23 protein-coding genes are annotated in these 21,274 nt (G+C 58.5%); 5 read left to right on the forward strand and 18 right to left on the reverse strand.

Annotated features, from left to right (window positions below; genetic code table 11):
* Window positions 1–4 precede the first annotated feature (4 nt).
* Together K1W69_RS10410 and K1W69_RS10415 are read right to left on the reverse strand one after the other, a co-directional pair.
* Window positions 5–586, reverse strand: coding sequence for a cupin domain-containing protein (locus K1W69_RS10410; RefSeq protein WP_258570981.1), 582 nt, complete (start codon window positions 584–586; stop codon window positions 5–7).
* On the reverse strand, window positions 583–1,566 hold the full coding sequence (locus K1W69_RS10415) for an NAD-dependent epimerase/dehydratase family protein (RefSeq protein ID WP_220228289.1): 984 nt from the start codon (window positions 1,564–1,566) through the stop codon (window positions 583–585). Before K1W69_RS10415 ends, K1W69_RS10410 begins: the two co-directional genes overlap by 4 nt.
* Before the next feature lie 596 nt (window positions 1,567–2,162).
* On the opposite strand from K1W69_RS10415, the gene K1W69_RS10420 reads away from it, so the two are divergent.
* Window positions 2,163–3,575: a sensor domain-containing diguanylate cyclase gene (locus K1W69_RS10420; protein ID WP_370688254.1), complete on the forward strand. Its 1,413-nt coding sequence runs from the start codon at window positions 2,163–2,165 to the stop codon at window positions 3,573–3,575.
* A 111-nt stretch (window positions 3,576–3,686) separates the two neighbouring features.
* Here K1W69_RS10420 and K1W69_RS10425 read toward each other — a convergent pair whose 3' ends face one another.
* From K1W69_RS10425 to K1W69_RS10470, 10 genes are all read right to left on the reverse strand, one after another.
* Window positions 3,687–4,796 (reverse strand): ABC transporter substrate-binding protein, encoded by a 1,110-nt coding sequence (locus K1W69_RS10425; RefSeq protein ID WP_220228290.1) that lies wholly within the window; start codon window positions 4,794–4,796, stop codon window positions 3,687–3,689.
* Window positions 4,797–4,833: 37 nt separating this feature from the next.
* A complete protein-coding gene (locus K1W69_RS10430) occupies window positions 4,834–5,658 on the reverse strand; it encodes an ABC transporter permease (protein ID WP_220228291.1) in 825 nt (274 codons plus the stop codon).
* The gene (locus K1W69_RS10435) at window positions 5,655–6,419 is read right to left on the reverse strand and encodes an ABC transporter ATP-binding protein (protein WP_370688230.1); all 765 of its coding nucleotides are present in this window, start codon (window positions 6,417–6,419) and stop codon (window positions 5,655–5,657) included. The genes K1W69_RS10430 and K1W69_RS10435 overlap by 4 nt, the downstream gene beginning before the upstream one ends.
* Before the next feature lie 156 nt (window positions 6,420–6,575).
* Window positions 6,576–7,130 carry an NADPH-dependent FMN reductase gene (locus tag K1W69_RS10440; protein WP_220228292.1) on the reverse strand — a complete coding sequence of 185 codons (555 nt, stop codon included), beginning with the start codon at window positions 7,128–7,130 and terminating at the stop codon, window positions 6,576–6,578.
* On the reverse strand, window positions 7,127–8,212 hold the full coding sequence (locus K1W69_RS10445) for an LLM class flavin-dependent oxidoreductase (RefSeq protein ID WP_370688255.1): 1,086 nt from the start codon (window positions 8,210–8,212) through the stop codon (window positions 7,127–7,129). Before K1W69_RS10445 ends, K1W69_RS10440 begins: the two co-directional genes overlap by 4 nt.
* A gap of 59 nt (window positions 8,213–8,271) precedes the next feature.
* Window positions 8,272–8,730 carry a RidA family protein gene (locus K1W69_RS10450; protein WP_220228294.1) on the reverse strand — a complete coding sequence of 153 codons (459 nt, stop codon included), beginning with the start codon at window positions 8,728–8,730 and terminating at the stop codon, window positions 8,272–8,274.
* A gap of 82 nt (window positions 8,731–8,812) precedes the next feature.
* Window positions 8,813–9,352, reverse strand: coding sequence for a flavin reductase family protein (locus tag K1W69_RS10455; protein ID WP_220228295.1), 540 nt, complete (start codon window positions 9,350–9,352; stop codon window positions 8,813–8,815).
* Window positions 9,349–9,909: an NADPH-dependent FMN reductase gene (locus K1W69_RS10460; RefSeq protein WP_220228296.1), complete on the reverse strand. Its 561-nt coding sequence runs from the start codon at window positions 9,907–9,909 to the stop codon at window positions 9,349–9,351. The genes K1W69_RS10455 and K1W69_RS10460 overlap by 4 nt, the downstream gene beginning before the upstream one ends.
* A gap of 279 nt (window positions 9,910–10,188) precedes the next feature.
* Complete coding sequence (locus tag K1W69_RS10465) at window positions 10,189–10,650, reverse strand: Lrp/AsnC ligand binding domain-containing protein (protein WP_220228297.1); 462 nt, start codon at window positions 10,648–10,650, stop codon at window positions 10,189–10,191.
* A 76-nt stretch (window positions 10,651–10,726) separates the two neighbouring features.
* Window positions 10,727–11,770 (reverse strand): trans-3-hydroxy-L-proline dehydratase, encoded by a 1,044-nt coding sequence (locus K1W69_RS10470; protein ID WP_220228298.1) that lies wholly within the window; start codon window positions 11,768–11,770, stop codon window positions 10,727–10,729.
* A 216-nt stretch (window positions 11,771–11,986) separates the two neighbouring features.
* Between K1W69_RS10470 and K1W69_RS10475 the strand changes: the two genes are divergently transcribed.
* Genes K1W69_RS10475 through fabI form a run of 3 tightly spaced genes read left to right on the forward strand, consistent with a single transcriptional unit; the run spans window position 11,987 to window position 15,949 of the window.
* On the forward strand, window positions 11,987–13,774 hold the full coding sequence (locus K1W69_RS10475) for a PHA/PHB synthase family protein (protein WP_220228299.1): 1,788 nt from the start codon (window positions 11,987–11,989) through the stop codon (window positions 13,772–13,774).
* Between the two features lie 7 nt (window positions 13,775–13,781).
* On the forward strand, window positions 13,782–15,188 hold the full coding sequence (locus K1W69_RS10480) for a bifunctional enoyl-CoA hydratase/phosphate acetyltransferase (RefSeq protein ID WP_220228300.1): 1,407 nt from the start codon (window positions 13,782–13,784) through the stop codon (window positions 15,186–15,188).
* Window positions 15,185–15,949 carry an enoyl-ACP reductase FabI gene (gene fabI, locus K1W69_RS10485; protein ID WP_220228301.1) on the forward strand — a complete coding sequence of 255 codons (765 nt, stop codon included), beginning with the start codon at window positions 15,185–15,187 and terminating at the stop codon, window positions 15,947–15,949. The genes K1W69_RS10480 and fabI overlap by 4 nt, the downstream gene beginning before the upstream one ends.
* A 9-nt stretch (window positions 15,950–15,958) precedes the next feature.
* On the opposite strand, the gene K1W69_RS10490 is transcribed toward fabI, so the two are convergent.
* The 3 genes from K1W69_RS10490 to K1W69_RS10500 form a co-directional block, all read right to left on the reverse strand.
* Window positions 15,959–16,438: a MarR family winged helix-turn-helix transcriptional regulator gene (locus K1W69_RS10490; protein WP_220228302.1), complete on the reverse strand. Its 480-nt coding sequence runs from the start codon at window positions 16,436–16,438 to the stop codon at window positions 15,959–15,961.
* Window positions 16,428–17,174 carry a nitroreductase family protein gene (locus K1W69_RS10495; RefSeq protein ID WP_220228303.1) on the reverse strand — a complete coding sequence of 249 codons (747 nt, stop codon included), beginning with the start codon at window positions 17,172–17,174 and terminating at the stop codon, window positions 16,428–16,430. The genes K1W69_RS10490 and K1W69_RS10495 overlap by 11 nt, the downstream gene beginning before the upstream one ends.
* 72 nt (window positions 17,175–17,246) lie before the next feature.
* Window positions 17,247–17,519: a hypothetical protein gene (locus tag K1W69_RS10500; RefSeq protein WP_220228304.1), complete on the reverse strand. Its 273-nt coding sequence runs from the start codon at window positions 17,517–17,519 to the stop codon at window positions 17,247–17,249.
* Window positions 17,520–17,714: 195 nt separating this feature from the next.
* Here K1W69_RS10500 and K1W69_RS10505 point away from each other — a divergent pair, with 195 nt between their 5' ends.
* Window positions 17,715–18,236: a superoxide dismutase family protein gene (locus K1W69_RS10505; RefSeq protein ID WP_220228305.1), complete on the forward strand. Its 522-nt coding sequence runs from the start codon at window positions 17,715–17,717 to the stop codon at window positions 18,234–18,236.
* Window positions 18,237–18,306: 70 nt separating this feature from the next.
* On the opposite strand, the gene K1W69_RS10510 is transcribed toward K1W69_RS10505, so the two are convergent.
* The 3 genes from K1W69_RS10510 to K1W69_RS10520 form a co-directional block, all read right to left on the reverse strand.
* Complete coding sequence (locus K1W69_RS10510) at window positions 18,307–19,113, reverse strand: NAD-dependent epimerase/dehydratase family protein (protein WP_220228306.1); 807 nt, start codon at window positions 19,111–19,113, stop codon at window positions 18,307–18,309.
* Window positions 19,114–19,208: 95 nt separating this feature from the next.
* On the reverse strand, window positions 19,209–20,315 hold the full coding sequence (locus K1W69_RS10515) for an AI-2E family transporter (protein ID WP_220228307.1): 1,107 nt from the start codon (window positions 20,313–20,315) through the stop codon (window positions 19,209–19,211).
* A 60-nt stretch (window positions 20,316–20,375) separates the two neighbouring features.
* Entirely contained in the window at window positions 20,376–21,269 is an 894-nt protein-coding gene (locus K1W69_RS10520; RefSeq protein ID WP_220228308.1) for a fatty acid desaturase family protein, read from the reverse strand.
* Between the last annotated feature and the right edge of the window lie 5 nt (window positions 21,270–21,274).

The raw sequence follows: 21,274 nt of genomic DNA on the forward strand, positions 1-21,274 counted from the left end.
CCCGTCAATCTTGCTGTTGAAACGTCTCGGCAAGATTGGGATCGAATTCACCATCGGTCAATATGAAGGCCATGCGGCAAATCTCGTCCGTGCGGTTTGTCCAGGCATGAATGGTGCCGCGCTGGACGACGACGTCTCCCTGCTTGAGATGCACTTCACTGTCGTCCAGCAGCAGAAAGATCTCACCGGACAACACGATGCCGTAATCGATCGATTCGGTTCTGTGCATGAGCGGGTGACGGCCAGCCTTGTGGTGCTCGGCGTTTTCTTCGAGCCCCACTGCCGAGAACAGCTTCTTTGCCTGCTCCTTGTCGAGTTGCGGTCCATCGGGGCCTTCCGGCGGCATGTCAACGATGCGGATCACCGTTCCGTTCTTTGGCGGCGCCGTTCCATTGTGCAGAAGGGTCGGTTCGTCGAATTCCGGAAGGATTGTTGTCGGCGTTTCGCTGGTGTTCCAGATTTCGAAGAAGGCGAGCCCCTCCTGCATCGGGCTGGTCGTCACCACCGGCGGATCACCATCCGTCAGCACGATCGCCTTGCCGTTCTCGTCATGCCCCGTGACGACTCGTCTGACTGGTCTGTTCATGCGACTGCTCCCGTATTCGCCGTATTGGTGGATTCCAGATCGAGCGCGCGCGACACCAGGTCGGCTGCAGCGCCGTCATGGACAAAACCGGCGGCGTCGGCGATCGGCGTCTCGATCGGCGGGTAGGCGCCGAACTGCGCTACCAGCGCCGCATCCGGTTCGTAACGGACCAGATCGCGCACCGAAGGGCCGAAATGTTCGACCACGCCTTCGATCAGTTCATCCATTGTAAGATGCAGCGCCGGCAGATTGAAACCGCGGCGACCGCCGAGCGCCTCGCCAGAAACTGTCGCCGCGTGGACAAGATTGTCCACACAGCGACGCCGCGACATGAACCATGACGCCGCCGTACGTGACACCGGACAGGTAAAGGTTTTCCCGGCAGCAAGCGCATGCAGAATGTCGCTCATGTAGGCTGAAAGATGCCCGCCGGGCTGGCGCGGCCGGGCAATGATTCCCGGAAGGCGCACCGCAACACCGTCGACAAGTTCCCGCCGTGCAAAGTCTGCAAGCAAGTATTCCATCATCAGTTTCTGGGCGCCGTAGCTCATGGTGGGCAGCGGCAGCGTCGCGTCGTCGACCCTGTCCCTCGGCAGAGGCACGCCAAACACGCCGATACTCGACGAAAACACCAGTCGCGCCGGACTGTCTTGCGCGGCGACAGCGGCGAACAGGGCGGCCGTCGCTTCTACATTGACGGACCAGCCGAGATCGTAATCGCGCGCTGCGGCGCCGCCAGGCACGGCGGCCAGATGAAAGATCACATCGCAGGGCTTTTCGACAATGCTCTGCTGCACCGACGCATCGCGAATGTCGCCTTCCAGCACCATGACCCCTTCGGGTGCGCCGGAAACTACGGAATCGACAGCAACGAGTTCGGTAATCCCCGGTTTGTCCGGTGAAAGCCCGCCGCTGGTCGCCAGCCGCTCCACAAGAGCGGATCCGACGAAACCGCCGGCTCCCGTTATGACGACCCGCATGTCCTTCTCCCCGGCCGTTCACAAATTGGTTGGTTGACCAAATAATGAATTGCGCCATGGCTGTCAAACGCGATCGCGAAGCCGGTGGAACGCGTTTTGCCGATTGCGTGAAAGGCCCCCTGACAATATTGGTCGACTGACTGAGCAGTAGCCGCCGACCTGTTGCCGGGGGGGCATATGATGTTCAAGCCGCCTTCGGGAACTTGCGTTTCAGGCCCTTTCGACAACGGCAGGACCAGTCGCCTTGCCCGAAATTTCAATCCGCTTTGGAGTGGAATTTACGGCGCATTGCGCCGTCGGGACTGATCATTTAACCAGATTAGCAACCGCCGAGCGCGGCATGATTACCACAACCAGAGATTTATTAACATTAAGCCGCGCCTTATGGCTTGGCTTGTACAGTTTTTTTAAGATATTTATCTTAGAAAGAACTATACAAAGCATGTTTTTGAAACAACCGGTGGAAAATTTGCCTGCAAAACAACTTTCAGGCCGAACATTCAACACCACGACCAACTGTAGCCCCACTGCATCGAGCGAACGAAGTGAATACTGTTTTCGACAATGAGCAAATTTTCGAACTCGCGCCCATCGCCATGTGGGTCGAGGATTTCAGCGGGGTCAAAGCTCTCTTCGATCGCTGGCGCGCCGAGGGGGTCACGGATCTCCGGTCGTATCTCAGGAGCGACCCGGATCGCGTCGCAGCCTGCTCGCAGGCCATCCGCGTGCTTCAGGTCAACCGCAGAACGCTCGAACTCTTCGAGGCAGAGGACATGGAGCACCTCGTCGCCAATCTGGATTCCGTGTTCCGCGACGAAATGCTGACCACTCATATCGAGGAACTGGCGCAGCTCTGGGACGGAAAACTGGAATTTTCAAGCAACGCCGTCAATTACACGCTGAGCGGGAAGCGCCTTGATATCCAGCTCCACGGTTCGGTTCTGCCTGGTCATGAAGAAACGCTCGAGCGCCTGCTTCTGACGACTTCAGACGTCACCGAGCGCGAAGAACACCGGCGGCGGGAGCAAGCCCAGCGCCGCTACTCGGAAGGCATTTTCGAACATTCGCCGGTTTCGCTCTGGGTCGAGAATTTCAGCGCAATCAAGGTTCTCCTTGAAAGCATCCGCGACCGCGGCATCACCGATCTGCGGGTATTCACCGACGTTCATCCGGAATTCGTACGTCAATGCATGAGCGAGATCCGCGTCATCGAGGTCAACAACGCCACGCTCGACCTGTTCAGGGCTCCAGATCGCCGCACCTTGCTCCATCGTCAGCAGGAGATTTTCCGCGATGACATGGAAAAGTGCTTCCGCGAACAGCTGATCGAACTGTGGGAAGGCAGGCTCCAGCACAGTCGTGAAGTGGTGAACTATGCGCTCGACGGGTCCGAACGCCACGTGCTGCTGCAGTTTTCCGTCTTTCCGGGACACGAGAACGACTGGTCTCTGGTGCTCGTTTCGCTGACCGACATCACGGCGCGCAAGAAAGCCGAGGCCTATCTCGAATATCTCGGAAAGCACGATGTGCTGACGAAACTCTACAACAGGGCGTTCTACACCGAGGAGCTCAACCGGCTCGAGCGCAAGCAGTTGCGGCCGGTGGGCGTCATCATCATCGACATGAACGGCCTGAAGGAAACCAATGACTCACTCGGACACGACGCCGGCGACAATCTGCTGCGCCGGGTAGGCGAAGTCATGAACGCCACCGTCTCCAAGCCCAACTGCGCGGCCAGAATCGGCGGCGACGAGTTCGTCATCCTCATGCCGGGCTGTGGCTGGATGGAGATCAATGTCATGATCGATGACTTCCAGAAGCTTTTGAAAACCAACAACCAGTTCTACTCCGAAGCCCGTATCGAGGTTTCGCTGGGCGCAGCCGTAAGCGAAGTCGGCGAATCCATGGAATCCGTGGTCCGCAGGGCCGATCTGAAGATGTTCGAGCAGAAACAGGAATTCTACGCCAGGAAACGCAAGCTCCTGCAAAAGCAAAGCACCGTGGCGTAGCGGCGCTCACAACGGACAGAACCGGCGGCTTTCGGACAGAAACGTCCGTCTCAAACGATAAAGCAATAATGGGAAGACCGCCGCTGTTTCCAGCGGCAGTCCAGGCTTTCTTCAGATGTTGCAGGCTTTGGCGTCGGCTTCGATCGCGGCCTTGTCAAAATCATTTATGTCTTTCCAGAATTCAATTCCTCCCGGAATGACGACCGTTTCCGGATCGATTTCGTTCGACAGGATGCCGGCCTCGAGAAGGAAATCCTGATAGTCGCCCATTGCGTCAACGCTGACGCCGGCCACGACGCCTTCGGGATTGAGCGCAACGGCGTTTTCCTGGTCCCTCAGCAATACGGAAATCATGGCGAGATCGTTGGCCGCGGCCGTTTCTTCGTCGACGCCGGACGGTTTTGAATCCGGATAGAATTTCCACACCGCCTGCCGGGCGCAGTCGGGGTTTGCCGCAGCGAACACCATGGCCTTGGCGATGCCACGGCTGACGCCGGTCACCATTTCAGGATCCTCATCGATTTTCCTCTGGCTGGTCGCAAAGGAATAATCGGGCAGAGTCGCCCATTTCGGATCTTTCAATATGGTCAAATCGGGGTCTCTGTTCTGGAAACCCACAAGAGCGGATGACCAGTACATCAGCCCCTGGACCTGGTCATTCTGCAGAGCGATCAAAGGCTGTGCGCCTACCCCGGTCGCGACAAGCGTCAGATCGTCGGGATCAAGACCGTTATCCCGTGCGAAAGCCTTCGCAAGAAGCACGCTGTTGCCGGAAACCGTGACCACGCCGATCTTCTTGCCCTTCAGATCCTGGGCGGTTTTAATCGGACCGTCCGATTTTACGGCAATGCCCCATCCAAGGGAAAAGTTGGTTATCAAGGACCGCAACGGGATATTGTGCTGGCTATTGGCCTGAATGATGACCGAGGCGGACATCTGACCGAAATCGATATTGTTTACGGCGAGTTGTTGGGCTGCTTCGGATGACCCGCTGATCGGGAAAACATCAGCTTCGTAGCCTTCCTCTTCCCAGTAGCCGAGCGGCCCCGGCAGAAGCAGCGAGAAGTAGCTGATGTCAAGGAAGTTGGTGCCGCTGACGGCGATCTTCACTTTCTGCAGATCGTCCTGTGCGAACGCGTCCACGGCGGCTGGAATGGCGGATAGCGTCGCGAGCGCGATCACCCCTGCCCTCAACGATTTCACGATGGTTCTGGTATGCATGCAATTCCCCTTCTTTCTTTCCAGTTTGGTTGATTTTTCACGTTGCCTCATTGGCAAGCACTCCCTCCCGCTCCGCCCAAAAAATCGTAATATTCCTCAGAACATGAATAATCCTGTGTAGAATTATTCCAATTGCAGAAAGTACAAATATGATTGCGAAACTGCCTGCAGTATCCATTGAAAAGTTTTTCTGTAGAAGCAAATTGCCTAGACCAGCCTGAGAGCCGATAAATTCTCCAACTATTGCGCCAATGACAGCAAGAACTACACCTATATCCAACCCTGCAAAAATATAAGGCAGCGCCGTTTGCAGTTTAACCATGCGAAATATTTGCCATCGAGTGGCGGTGAAAGACTGCAACATTTCGATTTGCTGACGGGAGGCCGCATTCATCCCGGCGATGCAGTTGACGACAACCGGAAAAAACACAATCAAGGCCGTGATGACGACCTTCGACATCAAGCCGTAGCCGAACCAGATGATGATCATTGGCGCGATCGCCACTTTCGGCACCGTCTGAAGCGCCACGACATAGGGATAGACGATCTTCTCCAGCAGCTTCCACTGTCCGATCGTCACCCCGATAACCAGACCGATCAGCGCACCGACCACGAAACCGGCGAGGATTTCCCACAGCGTAACGCCAATATGGTAGTAGAAGCTCTGTGTCCCGAGGTTCTTCACGAGGGACGCAGCGACGGCCGATGGAGTCGGGATGATCAGGCTAGGAATGCCAAATCCACGAACGATGGCTTCCCAGGCGATGATCAGTACAGCGAACAGGAGAACCGAGAGCCCGGTCTCATGGCTGTAACCGATTTTCCTGGATTTTCGACCCGGTTGGCGAACGTCTTGTGTCATGAGTCCACCCCCCGGGCGCCGAAATGACCGCGCACCCGCCTGACGTATTCTCCGAACAGATCCGAGTTGATGATATCGATGTCGCGCGGCCGCGGCAGATCGACATCGATTATCTCGGTGATCCGTCCGGGCCTCGGGCTCATGACGACGATGCGATCGGCGAGAAAAACCGCCTCGGCGATGCTGTGCGTGATCAGGAGTATTGTCTTCTTTTTTTCAGCCCAGATGTCGAGCAGTTCCAGATTCATCTGCTCCCGGGTCATGGCGTCGAGCGCCCCAAAGGGTTCGTCCATGAGGAGAAAGTCAGGATCGTGCACGAGGGCGCGGGCTATTCCCACGCGTTGCTGCATGCCGCCCGAAAGCTCCTTGGGATATTTCTGACCGAACCCGTCGAGGCCGACCAACTTCAGCAATTGCTTCGCGGCCAATGAGAATCTGTCCCGGTCCAGCCCCTGTATTTCGACCGGCACCATCACGTTCTGAAAAATATTGCGCCAGGGCAGCAACAGCGGTTCCTGAAAGACGACTCCCAGTTTCCTGCTGGGACCGTCGATCGGGCTCCCATTCACAAGAATGCTGCCGGAAGATTTTTCCAGTATGCCAGCCAGCATCTTGAGCAGTGTCGTCTTCCCGCATCCACTCGGCCCGACCACGGTCACAAACTCGCCCTGAGCTATTTCCAGATTGACGTCAGACAGCGCATAGATCGGCTCGCCTTCCAGGGTGGCGTAAGTCTTGTTGAGATTGGTTATCGATATCACCGCGGATTCCACATTATTGGGTTGCGAGCCTTCTGCCGGCAATTGCCCTGCCCGAAAGTCCGGCCGCCATTTCAAGCTCGAAGATGCAATTCAGCAGACCAAGGGACGCATATCCGAGTGATTTCGGCGGCCGTGCGCGCGATCCGTTCATGGCGCTCAATGCTGCATCCCCTTCTGCAGACCACGCAGTTGTGGCAACATTTCCGCAACAGCGGCAACGCGTCTCAGATCAGCGGCGTATTGTTCGGCTGCGTCTTTCACGATCTCTTCCATGCGATCCATCTGGCCAATAACGAAGTAGAAGCCGCGACCCGGTATAACCGCTCCGAGTTCGACCAGAAGCGGCGCCAGATTGACCGTGGGGCCCATCGCGTGGGCGTGATCTGCGCCGGTCAAAAGCGGGATCGCAACCAAGCCCGAGAGTCCGTTCGCCGGATACCGGTCCAAGAATACCTTTAGCAGTCCGGAATAGGTCGCCTTGTAGGTTGGAGACGCGAAGATCACCAGGTCACTGTCAGCGACACGGGCGTTGACCGCGTCCATCTTTGCGCTTGGCCATTCGAGGATCTCGTCCCGGTAGTCAGCGAGATCGATTACTTCGGCGCCCTGTGACAAGGGGCCGAATAACTCCGTGGCCAGAGTTTTGGCGACCTTGAGAGTACGCGATCGGGGCTTGGGGTTTCCGACAACAATAGACAGTTTCAAAGTCATTGCGCAGTTACCCTGCACGTCACACCGTATTCCGACATCGGCGACAATACCTTTTCCGCAACGGCCTTGAGATCCTCTACGTAGTCAGGCACGATCAGGATCACGCCATCCAATTCACTTTCGGAAACGATGTTGGCGATGCGCCGGCATAGCGAGTCATAGGAGCCGACGAGCGTACTGGAAGGAACTGCGGTCCTCTTTCCCTCGCCGGCCATCCGTTTCGATGCGGCGCTCACATCCTTCGCGTTGGGATTCATGTCGTATCCCAGAGCGATATCGTCGAGACACTCGACGTCCACGCCTTCGTTGAAATGATCGAGCCTGGCCTGGGCTTCTTCGTCGGTCGCCCCGGGGATCACATTGAGCAGACCATAGATTTTAAGATCCGTCTTGCCCATGTCCCTGGCCACAGCTTTGGCCTGCCTGCCAATATCAATATATTTGCCTTCTCCCGACCCGATGAAGGCGATGTCGCAGTTTTCTGCGGCGAATCGGAAACCTCGGCCGGATGCTCCGGCGTTCGCGAGAGGCGGCAGTGTGGACGGCTTGGGGCCCATTGTCGCCTCGTTCAGTTCATAAAAATCGCCTTTGTGGGAAACGACGTCCTCTGTCCACAATCGCTTGACGACCTTTATCCACTCATCGGCGAGATCGTAGCGTTCGTCGTGGCTCAATCCGTCCCGCCAAAGTCCGACATGGGACAAATCCAGGTAGCTTGATCCGGTCACCAGGTTGAGCCCGACCCGCCCTGGCGATATCTGATCGAGCGTCGTCATCATCTTGGCTATGATCGCCGGTTCATAGACGGTCATGTGAATTGTCCCGAAGACACCGATGCGGGATGTCGCTTGCAGCAAGGCCGCTGACGTCGTCATCGATTCAAGCGAACGCATCCAGTGTTCCGAAGGTCCCTTGCGGCCACGCCAGATGCCCGGGCTCAGCACAAAATCGAAGCCAAGCGCTTCGGCGCCGCGGACGACTTCAAGCACACGGCGGAATGAACCATCTTCGACCGCCGGCGAATTCACCGAGTGGATCCAGCCATGATTGCCAACCGGTATGAAAACACCGACATCGATCACCTTCTTCAATTCAGTCTCCAATTTTTCAAGGACCTCGCTATTCCTGGCCAGCTTCCGGTTTAGGCTTGGCGGGAATGTGTTTCATTGAGTATGCGGGCGTCGGGGCGGATCTGCGCGCCGGGCGCATAGGCGACGACATCCACTTCTAGAACGAGTTCGGGAAGCATGAGCGCCACCACCTGCACGCCAGTGCTTGCCGGACGGTGACTGCCAAAAAACTCGTCTCGCACTTCCCAGTATTGTCTCGTGAAAGTCATGTCTTCCATTGGAGTTGTCAGATAGTTGGTCAGTCTGATTATGGAATTCAGATCACACCCGACCATGCCAAGGCGCCGGCGAACGTTGGTAAAAATCTGACGCGCTTGCGCCTTTATGTCGCCTGCGCCGACAACTGCTCCATTCTCGTCGAAGGCGACCACACCCGACAGCCAGATGAAGTCACCAGCTTGCACCAGATGGCACATGGGCTTCGTGGCGTCCCATAGCTGCTTCTCGACGAGAAATTTGGGATCAGTCATGTCCTCTACTCCAAATCCGGCTACCCGTTTGAAACCAGGGTCTCACCATCCAGTTGCTTTGCCGTGCTTGACCAGCCAACTATCATTTCATGGTCGCTGTCATGCTTCCAAGATGTCTGTACTCTCCGTTGAAATAAAGAAGAGGTTCTTTTTCCTGGTGATTGCTGGGATAGATTTTCATTACTTGACCTATAACAATGGAATGGTCTCCAGCGCGATGTTCGTTTGCGATTTTACAATCCAGAAGCAGCAACGCGCCATCTATCGCGGGGTTCTGGCTCGGCAACATGGACCATTCGACGCCGTCCCACTTGTCAACACCTTTGCGCGCAAACTGATTTGAAATCGATTGCTGGTTTCGGGTCAGCACATTGACCGAAAACTTTCCGGTTTCGCGAATTCGGGGATAGCTGGATGAAGACCTCATGACGCTGAAGGAGATCAGCGGCGGATCCATCGAGACGCTGTGGAACGACTGGCAGGTGAACCCGATCGCTTCGCGCCCATCGTGTCCGGCAATCACTGTAATCCCGGAGGCGTAGAGCCCAAGCGCACTACGAAATTCGCGAGAATCTATAGCTGGGTCGTGGTGCATTGTGTGCTGAGCTTCAAGATTGTTCATGCTGAAAACCCTTTTCGCGCTCCTGGATCGCCATTGTCTCTCAGCGATCCTGCGATCGCTGTCAGATCGCCGATATTGGCGGCGTATTGGTCCGCCGCCGCCTGCACGATTTCGTCCAGGCGATCCATCTGGTCGATCACAAAGTAGAACCCGCGTCCGGGAACCAATGCGCCAAGCTCCACAAGCAGAGGCGAGAGATTGACTGTCGGGCCCATGGCGTGGGTGTCGTTCGCGCCTGTCAGGAGCGGAATGGCCACGACGCCGGACAGGCCGTTTGACGGATAGCGGTCCAGAAAGACCTTGAGCAGGCCGGTATACGTCGCCTTGTAGGTCGGCGAGGCGAAGATGACCACAGTGCTGTCGGCAACCCGCGCGTTGACCGCATCCATTTTCTCGTTGGGCCATTCCAGGATGACGTCACGGTAGTCGGCAAGATCGATTACATCCGCGTCTTTTGACAGAGAGCCGAACAGTTTGCCGGCCAGCGCCGTCGCTACCTGCAGGGTGCGCGATTTCGGTTTTGGATTCCCCACGACAATTGACAGTCTGAGCGTCATCATTCCTCACAGCAAGTTTGCAGGAAGTAAGACGTGTCACGACTACGAACGGGGAAACCCTGCCTTTGGACGCATGACCTCAGCCCGTGCAGACAACAACATGTCCCACAAAACCGAGGTATTTTGGCCCGGCAAAACCCGCACCAAGGTGTTTTGGCTCAGTACGGAATCGGCGAAATTCGCCTTTCACTCAAAAAGCTAGCACCAACCTTGCGATGACGTCAACCGGGCATTCGCCGAATGTCGGTGAGTAAACTGCCTTGCCGGTTCTGCATGCGCTCAAACCGGAAGATAGCTGCTGCTCTTGACCTCTTCCATGACGGCGTAAGTGTGCGTTTCGCGCACGCCGGGAAGCGGCAGGATCACGTCTGACAGGAACGCGCGGTAGGCGTCCATGCCCGAGACCCGCGCCTTGACCAGATAATCGAAACCCCCGGCCACCATGTGGCACTCCATCACGTCGTCGCTGCGCTGCACGGCGCGGGCGAAGGCGTCGAAGGTCTCCGGCGTCGTGCGGTCGAGCTTGACCTGCACGAATACGAGGAGATGGCGACCGAGTTTCTCTGGCGACAAAACCGCCTGGTATCCCTCGATAAAGCCGTCGCGATGCAATCTCTTGACCCGCTCCGCCGTCGCCGTCGGCGAGAGGCTGACGCGGTCCGCCAGTTCGATATTGGTCAGCCGACCGTCGCGCTGAAGTGTGCGGAGAATCTTTCGGTCAATCGCGTCTATGCTCTTCATCACACCGTTATTTTTCTATTGCGCCCCTATTATCACTACAACTCGATGCTGATTTAGTGAATGGCGCGATGCGATTTCAGAGCTTTTTCCCGAAGGAACGGCCCCAGGTGTCGCTCAGCCGGTAGCCGTCCGGCCAGGGGTCGTCCGGATCAAGCATATGCTGGTGGGTTCCGGTAATCCAGCCGCGTCCGCTGATCTCCGGGATGATGGCCGGCCTCGCTCCAACTGTCGTGGCTTCCGCAACGCGGCCGGCGAAATGCGATCCGAGGATCGAGGTCGCGGTGAAGCGGTCTCCGACCTGCATTTGTCCCCGCGCACAGAGCAGCGCCATACGGGCGGATACGGCGGTCCCGGTGGGAGACCGGTCGATCTTGCCTGGCCGGATGGCGACGGCTGACAGCGCCTCAAGACCGTCTGCGCCCTCGGTCAGCGGCCCTGCAAACAGGCAGAAGGAGATATGGCGCCATTCGGGAAGCTCCGGGTGTTCGAACCCGATTTGCGCATTGGCGGCGTCGCTGATCCGCATGCCGAGATCGGCCAGATGATGCGCCTCGTCCGCCACGAGACCAAACCCGAGAGCGGCGGCGTCGACCACGACGAAACTGTCTCCTCCATAGGCCGTGTCGACTGTCAGCGTGGGAAGGCGCTCCACTTCCAGAGGCGCGTCGAGCCGTCCCGCGAAGGACGCGACATTGCGAATGTGGATGCGCTCCGCCTTGCCGTTGCGGCATTCCGCCCGCACGCGCACGAGCCCGCCGGGCGCTTCGAGCGTAAGAAGGGTTTCCGGTTCCCGCATCGCGATGACGCCGCTGTCGAGCAAGACAGTCGACACGCATATCGAATTGGAGCCGGACATGGGAGGCGTATCCTCGGGCTCCATGATGATGAAGCCCATCTGCGCCTCCGGATGCTTCGGCGGGACCAGCAGATTGACATGGCGAAAGACGCCGCCGCGCGGTTCGTTGAGCACGAAATTGCGCAAGGTTCCGTCAGTCTCGATCCAGTTGCGCTGCTCCCACAGCGTCTCGCCCGGCGGCGGGGCGACGCCCCCGACAATGACGTCGCCGACCTCGCCCTCCGCGTGACAGGAAACAACATGAATTGTTTTCGTACTGCGCATGAGGCGAGCATACCCGGATATCGCCATGAATCGAACGGATTCAGAAGCATCATTCGAAGCAGCTTGAGAAACAAAGGCTTCGAGGCAATTGTTTGGCGGCGTTCCTTGCATCCGGCGGCGGTTCATGCCTCTGTTAAGTTTCGGGTGTAAAATCCCGCACAGCATCCTGCCTCACACATTCTCACCGCCGACCTGCGAATTACCGGACAAACATTCATGAATTTCGTCAATAAGAGCCAATCGCCGACATCTTCCAATTCTAACGCGAAGATCGACGACGATCCCGGCGTCGAATCCTACCGCACTATCGACCGCATGCAGGAAGCCATGCTCGGCCGGCTGACCGGGGGATTGTCGCCTGCGGCCCTCGCGCTTGCCTTCTGCGACTGGTCCCTCCATCTGGCCGCGGCTCCTGGCAAACGGATGGAACTTGCAGAGAAGGGATGGCGCGGCGCTGCACGATTCGGCGAGCATTTGATGAGCGGAAGCCCGGATACCCCCGGGGGGGCAGCCCCCATACCCGGAGATCATCGATTTGACGGCGACCACTGGAGCAAACAGCCCTACGCCACGATGACCCAGGCCTTTCTCCTGACCCAGCAATGGTGGAACAGCGCCACGCGCGCGGTGCCAGGCGTCAGTCCCCACAGCGAGGAGGTTGTGTCGTTTGCGACCCGCCAGATGCTCGACATTTTTTCTCCCTCCAACAACCCTTTCACCAATCCGAAAGTCATTGACAGAACGATCGAGACCAGCGGCCGAAACCTCGTTGAGGGCTTCCAGAACTACATGGCGGATTTCGCCCGCCAGGCGGCGAGCGACAAGCCCGTCGGGGCGGAGGACTTCGTTCCGGGAAAGAACGTCGCCGTGACGCCAGGCAAGGTGGTGTTTCGCAATCACCTTATCGAACTGATCCAGTATGCTCCGCAGACCGACGAAGTGCTGGCGGAACCGATCCTGATCGTGCCGGCGTGGATCATGAAATACTATATACTCGACCTGTCTCCGGAAAATTCCCTCGTACGTTATCTGGTCAGCCGCGGGCACACGGTCTTCTGCATCTCCTGGCGCAATCCCGACGAGGAAGACCGCGACCTGACGATGGAGGATTATCGCAAATCGGGCGTGATGGCGGCTATCGACGCGATCAGCGTCATTGCGCCGGAACGCAAGATCCATGCGGCAGGCTACTGCCTCGGCGGCACGCTGCTTTCGATTGCAGCCGCGGCGATGGGGAGAGTTCGCGACGACCGGCTGGCCTCGGTGACGCTGCTCGCGGCCCAGACCGATTTCACCGAACCCGGCGAGCTGGCGCTTTTCATCGATCATAGCCAGATGAACCTGCTGGAAAGCATGATGTGGGACCGGGGCTATCTCTCCGCCGACCAGATGGCCGGCGCCTTCCAGATGCTGCGAAGCAACGATCTCGTCTGGTCGCACCTGGTGCAGGATTACATGATGGGCGAGCGCACGCCGATGATCGATCTGATGGCCTGGAATGCGGACACGACGCGCATGCCCTATCGCATGCACGCCGAATATCTGGAGAAACTCTACATCAACAATCAGCTGGCCGGCGGCCATTTCATGGTGGACGGCCGCCCGGCCGTTCTTGAAAACATCCGCTTGCCGATGTTCGTCGTCGGCACGGAAAAGGACCATGTCGCGCCCTGGCGCTCGGTCTACAAGATCCACCTGTTGACGGATACAGAAACCACCTTCGTGCTGACCAGCGGTGGACACAACGCCGGAATCGTCAGCGAACCCGGCCATCCGCATCGTCATTACCGCATTGCACAAAAAAACATTGACGATCCGCTGCTCGGTCCTGAAGAATGGGCGGCGTCTGCGCCGAGTAAAGAAGGTTCCTGGTGGGAGGCATGGAGCAACTGGTTGACTGAGCACTCATCGAGCGAAAGGGTTGGACCGCCACAGCTGTCCCCCGACGCCGAGGACTCAGCGCTGCTCTGCGACGCGCCTGGCGTCTATGTCTTCCAACAATGAGGGATCGATGGACAAGGAATTTCTGAGAAACCGAACCTTCGACGAGCTCCAGCCCGGCGACAGCGCCTCCATGGTTCGCATCGTCGGACGCGACGACATCGATCTCTTCGCCGCTGTTTCCGGAGACGTCAATCCGGCGCATCTGGACGCAACCTTTGCAGCCACAGACCTGTTCGGTCATATCGTGGCGCATGGCATGTGGACGGCGGCGCTGATTTCCGCCGTGCTCGGAACGAAACTGCCAGGACCTGGCACCATCTATCTTGGCCAGGACCTCAAGTTTCTGAAGCCTGTATCGCCCGGAGACACGGTGACGGCTTCGGTCAAGGTGCGCGAGAAGAAAGACGGCAAGCGGATCGTCATCCTCGATACCGAATGCACCAACCAGGATGGCGAGCAGGTGCTTTCGGGAGCCGCCACCGTGATCGCGCCGGACACCATCATCGAATGGCCGCGGACAACCCTGCCGGATGTTTCGCTGCGCCGGCATGACCGCTTTGACGGCTACGTGAAGCAGGCCCGCGACTCCGGCATCGTCTCGGCTGCGATCGTGCATCCCTGTTCTCCGGAGGCGTTGATCGCGGCCATCGAAGTCTACGAGCAAAAGTTGCTCGAGCCCGTGCTCGTCGGCCCGGAAGCCAGGATCAAGGCGGCTGCTGAAGCCGCCCAGGTTTCAATCGACCACCTTGTGATCGAGGACACGCCGCACAGCCATGCGGCGGCCGAACGCGCAGTGGAAATGGCGTCGACCGGACGGGTCGGCATGCTGGTCAAGGGCAGCCTCCACACCGACGAACTCCTGTCGGCGGTTGTGGCGCGTGGTTCGCCGCTTCGCACCGAGCGGCGCGTCAGCCATGTCTACGCGATCGACGTCCCGTCCTATGCAAAGCCTCTCGTCATCACCGACGCCGCAGTCAACATCCAGCCCGATCTCAACGACAAGATGGACATTTGCCAGAATGCGATCGATTTCCTGCTCCGGCTTGGATATGAAGAGCCGCTGGTCGCCGTGCTGGCCGCCGTTGAAACGGTCAACGAAAAAATGCAGGCGACGCTCGACGCCGCTGCGCTGACCGTAATGGCGGCCCGGGGTCAAATCACCGGCGCGAAGGTGGACGGCCCCCTTGCCTTCGACAACGCGATCAGCCCGGACGCCGCCAAAACAAAGGGCATCGTTTCACCAGTCGCCGGCAAGGCGGATATACTCCTTGTGCCGGATCTGGAGTCCGGCAACATGCTGGCCAAGCAACTGATCTACTTCACGGGCGCCACCGCCGCAGGCCTGGTGCTGGGCGCGCGCGTGCCGATCGTGCTGACCAGCCGCGCCGATTCCGTCGTCACCCGGATTGCGTCGGCGGCGCTTGCAAAGCTCGTCAGCGTCAGGGACCCACTCACAAGGATAGCTGCAGAATGACCAATCTTGCGGGAAAGCGCGGCCTCGTCGTCGGCATCGCAAACCAGCACAGCATAGCCACCGGTTGCGCAAAGGCGTTCCACGCCGCCGGCGCGGAACTTGCCGTCACCTATCTGAACGAGAAGGCGAAGCCCTATGTGGCGCCAATCGCCGAGGCTCTGGAAGCCCCGATTTTCGTTCCCTGCGACGTGCGATCGCCGGGACAGCTTGAGACGGTGTTCGACGCGATCGAGCAGACCTGGGGCCAGCTTGATTTTCTGCTGCACTCCATCGCCTTTGCGCCGCGCGAAGATCTCCAGACCAGTGTCGTCAACAGCTCGCCGGAAGGCTTTGCGCTGGCCATGGACGTGTCATGCCATTCTTTCCTGCGCATGGCGAAGCTCGCAATTCCGCTGATGAAGGACGGCGGCAGCCTGCTGACTGTCAGCTTCTACGGCGCCGACAGGGTGGTCGAACATTACAATTTGATGGGTCCGGTGAAGGCGGCGCTGGAATCCAGCGTTCGATATCTGGCGGCGGATCTCGCCGATCACGGCATTCGGGCGAACGCAATTTCGGCTGGTCCGATCGCAACCCGCGCCGCTTCGGGCATCGACCGCTTCGATGCGCTTCTGGACGAGGTTCGGGCCCGCACGCCCGCAAATCGCCTGGTGACGATCGAGGACGTCGGTAAAGTTGCGGCATTCCTCGCCAGCGACGACGGCGCGTCCATGACGGGCTCGGTGGTCTATTCGGACAACGGCTTCCACACGGTCGCCTGACGGTCAAATTCAGCGATCATCGGTTTCGACGAGGCGTCCAAGAAGCTGCAGCAATGTTTGCTGCTCCTCCGGGTTCAACGACGCGAGCGTCTGCGCAGAGCTTTCGATTTCCAGCGGAATGAGCCTCGCGACCAGGCTCCGGCCCTGCTCTGAAAAATCGACGACCAGACGACGCGCGTCATCCGGCGCCGACCGGGTTTCAAGCAGACTGCGGCGTTTCAACCGCTGCACGACGTCGCGAATATTGGCGGGCTCCATGCCCACCAGCCGACCAAGCCGGTTCTGCGACATCGATCCGCGCTCATAAAGTCGCGCCATGACGCTGAACTGCGCCGGGGTCAGACCATGGTCCGCAATGCGCCGGAGCAGATTTCCGCTGGCGCGCTGATAGGCGCAACGCAGCAGAAAGCCTATCTGGCCGTCGAGAGTGTAATCGGACAACGCCGCATCAGCGCCATTGGGCGTAGCGGCCGTTTTTTCAGTCGACATTGCTTTCGTCGCGATACATCACCTTGTGACGGGTGCGAGCGATCCACTCATCGATTTCCGCGTCGGTCATGAAATGCGACTGGTCGAACCGGTTCCAGTTGACGACCTCATCGAGTTTCTTCTTCCAGCGCTTGTATGGTTTCTTGGCGGCGGGGCCAAAGCACATGATATCGAGCACGGAGAGTTCTTCCGGAATTCCCAGCAACGGCTTCATGGCCTTCTGCGCCGCTTCCTGGCCGATTGCGGTCACCCACCAGACATTGTAACCGAGCGCGGCGGCGGCGAGATGCGCCGACATGGTTGCGGCCGCGACGCTTTGCAGCAGAATGCGCTCGGCGTTCTCCTTGTACATCTTGTCGAGATCCGATCCGTCATTAAGGACGGGAAACGCCTTCGTCCAGCGGAAATCGCTGGCGACAACGATCAGGCCCGGCGAGGTGGCGAGCCCGCGATAATCCGGCGTCGGAAACTTCATCTTCAGCTTTGCGCGGGCGACCTGCTCGGCCCGGAAATATTCCATGATCTCGTTCTTGAGCGCCTGGTCCGTCACCACGATGAAATGCCAGGGCTGGGCGTTGGCGCCGGACGGCGCGTGCCGCGCAGCTTCCAGAATCATCTCGTAGTGGTCTTTCGGAACAACGTAGTCCGGGTCGAACGCCCGCACCGTCATGCGTCTTTCGACAACGTCCATCAAAGCGTCGTAACGGCTGCGCTCGGACTCTATCGCCTGTGACATGAACTCCTCCCATATCGTTATGATCATAACGATATGGGCGACAGACCTGACTGTCAATCAGGTCGTTCAAGGTCACTGGCGATCTGCTGATTCCGCGTCCAGTCGCGCCCTGACCTGATCAACGATTGCGCGGACCTCGGCGGCCATGCGCGCCTGCTGCGCGAAGGCTCCGGTCGGGTCGGCGCCCGGATCCTCTTCCTGATCGAGAAGATCGCCATCCTGGACGATATGGTCGAGAAAATCATCATTCGGCGCCGTCCGCGCCAGATGCCAGACGAGATGCACGACAAGTTTTCGCTGTGCGTTAAGTCGACTTTCCAGTTCGCTCACCGTGGGTGCGGTCATGATTGTTTTCCTTCCTGCCAGTTCGAATTCCGGAAACGTTCCGGCTGTTGCAGGCGTTCCCGACAGCGACGACTTTCGACCATACAGGATCGTTTCGCCGACTTTGGTGGACGCAGAACGCTCCTGCATTAGATATTCATGAAGAATGACCGGCTTTGAACGGCGATCGACTTGAAAAGGAATGAGGACGAGAAAATGAAAGCACTGATTGCGCTGGCGTCGACAATTGCGCTGATGGCGATGCCTGCGCTCGCACAGGACATGCGCTCCACCCGTGCGACGCTCTCCGGAAACGGCGTATCCGGCACTGTGACAGTCTCCGAAACAGCCTCTGGCATGGCGCACATAACAATAGACGTCAGAGGCGTGCCCGCAGGCGCGCATGGATTCCACATTCACGAAAAAGGCGTCTGCGACGCCGATGAAGGTTTCAAGTCCGCCGGCGGACACCTTGCCGGCGGCATGAATCACGGGGTTGAAGACAGCAATGGTCCGCATGCGGGCGACCTGCCAAACCTGCATGCCGGTGAGGACGGGATCGTACAGGTCGAGTATTTCACGGACGGTTTCAGCCTCGATCCGGACGCCTCGCCGACGATCTCCGGACCTGACGGCGCGGCCGTCATTCTTCACGCCGGCGCCGACGACTATGCCTCGCAGCCGTCCGGCGACGCCGGAGACAGGTTGGCCTGTGGCGTTCTCTACCCGCCCCAATAGGTTCGGCCGAGCATCTCTCTGCCAAGGATCAGCAAGGCGTGAAACGGGTCGGCGCCACGAGCCACCGGCGTCAATCCTCGATGATCGGGTCCTGGGTGAACTTGCCCCCCTGGTATATCGCGACCGGATCATCCGGTCCCGGATCCGGTTCATCGGCATAGACGCGATCGCGAAAAACGGCCGAATTGTCCGTTGGCCGCCAGCCGAGATAGCGCACTGAACTGTTGTCCCACCACACGGTGTCGTTGTCGGAAACGCCATAAATCACCGGGCAGCCCAGTTTCGGCGCCTCGAACACATAAACGATCAGCGAGATCAGGTCGTCATAGCTGAGCCAGGTCGCCAGGAACCTCCGGTTTGTGGCTTCAGGATAGCTGGAGCCGATCCGCACCAGCGCCGTCTCGACGCCGAACTTGTCGTGATACATGCTGGCCAGGTTTTCGGCGAAGCATTTGGAGACGCCATAGAGACCGTCCGGTCTCAACGGCGCATTCGCGTCGAGACGCTCGTCCTGACGATGAAAGCCGACGACGTGATTGGAGCTCGCCATGAAAATGCGGGGACTGCCATTTTTCCGCGCCGCCTCATAGAGGTTGTAGACGCCCTCGATATTGGCTTTCAGAATTCTCGAGAAGCTATCCTCGACGGATATTCCTCCGAAATGGACAATCCCGTCGCATCCGGCCACCAGATCGTTGACGGCGACGTAATCCGCCAGGTCGCAATTGACGATCTCCTCATGCGGGGCGGCCTCTCCCAGATCGACGATATCGGACACCCTGATCGTGTCGGCGATATAGGACAGGCGCTCGCGCGCCACTTTTCCAAGTCCGCCGCCGGCGCCGGTGATCAGAAGCCGTTTGAGAATTTTGGTCATTGGAACCCGTTTTGCTGGACCACGGAAAAGAGGAGTGTCACGTCCACGGGTACAACCCTTATCCGGGCGGCTTTCAGCAGGCAAGTTGCGTCGATTCAGGCGGAACTCTTCTTCCCGTCGGATACATCCAGTTTTCGCTCGATGTAGAGCGCACGCGCGAGAATGAACAAAGTCACTGTCAGTGGTCCGGCCAGCACCACACCCATGGCTCCAAAGAGACTGCCCATGCAAAGGACGGAAAGCATGAACAGCGCCGGAGGCACATTCACCGCCCGTCGCTGAATGAGCGGGGTGATCAGGTTCGATTCCACCATCTGGACCGCCATATAGACGAGAATCGTCCACAACAGCGTCTGGCCATCATCCGCAAGCGCCAGCACCAGCGCCGGGACCGCGCCAAAAAGCGGCCCTATGAGCGGGACGAACGCCGTCAGAAACGCCACTGCACCTAGCGCCAGGGGAGAGGGCAGGCCAATTATCCAGACGCCCAAACCCGTCAGAACTCCCACGATCGCCATGGAGACGAGCTTGCCGACAAGCCACATTTTCAGGCCTTTTCCCGTGCGATCGAACGCATCGCGAATTTCACCATGCAAACGGGATGGAAATATCTTCACCAGTCCATCGCGGTAGAGCGGAGGGTCAAGCGCGAGAAACGTCCCGGCAAGCAGGACCAGGACTGTGCCGGTGAGTATTGACAATAGTGTTCCGGCCATCGGGATCACCTTGCCAAGAATATCTGGCAGCGGTCCGGAGGCATTATCCAAACCGAGGGTTCCATCCACCGAGAAGCCGGTTGTCTGTTCCAGCTTGTCCAGTGCTTCCGCCAATTGATCTACAAGGTAGTCATACTGCAAAGAGAGCTGCGGCCAGAGAAAAAGACCGAACAGGAAGAGGCCAAGCACAATGAGTGTGCAGGTAGCCAGGATCCGCCAGCGCCGATCGATCGGAAGGACCCTTCTCAAGGCATCGGCGCCGGCGACCAGAATAACGGCGATCACTACCGAAACGTAGGCGACGACAAGCGTCTGGCGGAGATACCAGAAGAGAAAAGCGAGGGACGCCAGCGCCACGAAAATGGCGGAGCGCGCGGCAAAACCGCGGATGGCCGGTTCGGACTGCTCGGAAGTTTTTTCAGAATAGGCGCCGGTTTGAGTCATGTGGATGAGCCAGAAATCGGCAAAGGCAATAGCCTTGCTCACTTTTTTACGGATTAAAACAGGAACGGATCGGAGGAACGAATGTTCCCGCGGCGCCTGGCGCTATCGCTCGAGTTCGCCGATATAGGCCTGGTGAAAACGCCGATAGCCCCGCTCTGTCGTCTTCAGATGGTCGCGCACAAGCCTGTGCAGTTCCGGTAGCTTGTAAAAGGGAACGACGGGGTAGCTGTGGTGTTCGGAATGGTAGGGCATATTCCAGGCGAGCTGTCGCACGACAATATTGGTGAAGGTCGTGCGGCTGTTTTCGAGCATATTGGCGACGAAGGGACAGCGGCCATGCTCGGCAAGCAGGTAAAGCCGCAAAAAGGGTTGCCCCAGAAGCATCGGAACAATCCAGACATAAACAGCCAAGGCCGAGCCGACATAGATCGAGACGATCGCCAGCGCCAGATAGATACCCAGCATCGTCCGTGCTTCCCTGCGCACTTTCAGCCGTCCCGAGGACGGCGTGAAACTGTCGTCGCCGCCATCGAGCGCGAGGCGGAACAGCGTCTTTATCTGGCTCCGCCAGACGGGAATTCCGGAAATGTGCAAGACATACCGGGCGACGGTTTCGGGTTTCGGATCAGCCAGTTCGGGATCGTTTTCAGGATCCTGCGTGTGGCGGTGATGCGCAAAATGGAAATAGCGAAACCACTCCGACGGCAGCAGGATCGCCAGCCCGCAAATGCGGGCGACCCAGTCATTGATCCACTGCGACGCAAAGGCCGTGCGATGCACGGTTTCGTGCAGCAACGTGAAGAGGAAGACGATGAGGACGCCCTGGACAGGCAACAGTAGCGGCCAGAAGGGAACGCGCCATGCGATGAGACAGCCGACCACCACGATCGCGCCCCAGTGCAGGGTCAACGCCAGCAAACCGCGGAAATCCGATTTGAGCGTCAGGCTGCGGCGCTGTTCGGCGGAAAGCGTGCGTATGAAGGCGCGGTGATGCATGGTTC

Source organism: Flavimaribacter sediminis, from assembly GCF_019492055.1.
GTDB classification, from domain to species: Bacteria; Pseudomonadota; Alphaproteobacteria; order Rhizobiales; family Rhizobiaceae; genus Flavimaribacter; species Flavimaribacter sediminis.